The following is a 1969-nucleotide window of genomic DNA, read 5'->3' as shown; positions in this document are numbered from 1 at the left end:
AGTTATATGCATTCGTAATACTCCTTTCTTGTATTTTTTTGTCAAAAACACTTGACAAATTTTCGAAAAATGTGACGCTACGCACCCTTGTTAACAAGGTATTCTTTTTCCTTCCTGCAGTGTAATTACCTTGTCGTTTAACAATAATATTTGTCCACAAAAATAATTTTATTTAACCTTTAATCTGTCCTATATTCGATTTCATTAGGTTTTGTAGGAACAGATCTAATAAGCTTCACCATCCTATCTGATTTAAATATTTTGTAATCTTCTTTACTTAATTCACGTTCAGAATATTCTGAATATAAATCGTCACTGTACTGTATAATTACATACATTTCATTATTAAATACATACAGTCTACTTTTACCGTCATTGTAATATTCATCCACATTATCTAACAAAACTTTATCCTTCTTTAAATCATATAAGGAAAAACTTTCTACTCCCTTTAATATTTGAAATCTTCCATCTCCCACAACAACAACAGTGTCTTTTCCAATACCGTATTTATAATTTTCATTTTTGGCACATCCTATAATATTTAAGCAACTACAAATAATTATTATCAAAATAATCAATTTTTGTTTCATTTATTCATCCTCCATATTTTTTCTCTCTATTAGATTTTTTACCATATCTACAAGAATAAAAACATACGAAATAGTACGTTTACGTGTAATCCGCTGAAATAACCCAATTCATTATTTGATTTTCTATATCTCCCAGTCATAGAGAATAATAAAAAATACATTATCCTTTTTCATTCTTCCCTATGACTGTTCTATTCCAATACTTTCTCACACAAAAACTTCTCTATTTTTATATTAAATCTTTGTTTTTATTTTTTCTATCTTTGAATTTCATTTCAACAGTAATATGATAGCCATTACTTATCTTAAATGCTTGGCACACCCACTCATAATTATTTGCAATATTAATAAATGAATTATATTTTTCATATGAAAAATCATAATAATCTTTCAAAACACAATTTATTTTTCCTTTTTTAAATCTGTCTATATATAAGTCCACATTATGGAATGCTCCAAACATATCACCATGTTTAAATGAAATTGAATATTTTTTTGCTAAGTAATTAGATTTTTTAAACTTTTTCACTTTATTCCTAATTTTTCGTGATTTCTTTAATTTCTTTGCTAATGCAGATTTATTTCCATAATACAAATCACTAGGATTGTCTTGTAATGAATGTTCCAAAAAATCTGCCGAGTATTTCCAATTCTTTTTCTTTCTTAAATATAGTTCCGCTCCAATATAAGCTGGAGAATTTACTATTTTTTTCTCTAAAACACCCAAAGGTGAATATCTACCAGTAACAACCATAGATATATGTCCACTCGGATCCACATAGTTAATTGGATTATTTGCACAATAAGCATATAAATTCCAACACTCTGCATTTTTTTCTGTTCCACGATATGTGTCCTGACTTAAGAATACTCCTTCATCCGGATTATAATAACGTGCATTTAAATAATACAGCCCTGTGAGTTCATCATAAATACCGCCTGTATAGCAAATTTCATTTTTAAAATCCGTTGCTATACGTTCTGCTGTCTCTCCAAAATCTGTATAATCATATGATTGAACACACGCACCGGTATTATCAGTTATGTTTGTAGTACTTCCCTGAACATCCTTAGCATAAAAATATTCATTCTGGTTACCACCACTATACCTAATGCCTACAATGATATTATCCTGGTTTCCTATTACATTCTGACTTGTTTTCTTTCCACTATCATCTGTTGTATATAATAACAAACTTCCCTCATAGAAATAGCACGTAGTGTTAGACTTCTTATTATCACCATCAATCACAATATCAGTCTTTGATATGCGTTGCCCATTACCGTTATATATGTTGTGCTGTTCGCCGGTCTTTTTTCCATCTGTAGTGACTTCCACATCCGTTAACTGATTTTCAACATCATATGTATACTTT

The 1969-nt window shown here is 29.2% G+C and carries 2 protein-coding genes; both read right to left on the bottom strand.

Annotation, left to right across the window (positions count from 1 at the left end):
* Window positions 1–179: 179 nt before the first annotated feature.
* A complete protein-coding gene (locus Q5O30_RS01555; RefSeq protein ID WP_021952003.1) occupies window positions 180–593 on the bottom strand; it encodes a hypothetical protein in 414 nt (137 codons plus the stop codon).
* Between the two features lie 229 nt (window positions 594–822).
* A partial coding sequence (locus Q5O30_RS01550; protein WP_302674512.1) for an RHS repeat-associated core domain-containing protein occupies window positions 823–1969 on the bottom strand: 1147 nt, incomplete at its 5' end.

The sequence above is a fragment of the Eubacterium sp. CAG:161 genome (assembly GCF_000432355.1).
GTDB classification, from domain to species: Bacteria; Bacillota; Clostridia; order Lachnospirales; family Lachnospiraceae; genus Eubacterium_G; species Eubacterium_G segne.
Note: the sequence above shows the minus strand (reverse complement) of the source record. Positions and strands in the feature narration are given on the sequence as shown.

Coding starts and splice junctions, on each gene's coding strand:
- Q5O30_RS01555 (WP_021952003.1), bottom strand. CDS start 593: ATGAAACAAAAATTGATTATTTTGATAATAATTATTTGTAGTTGCTTA.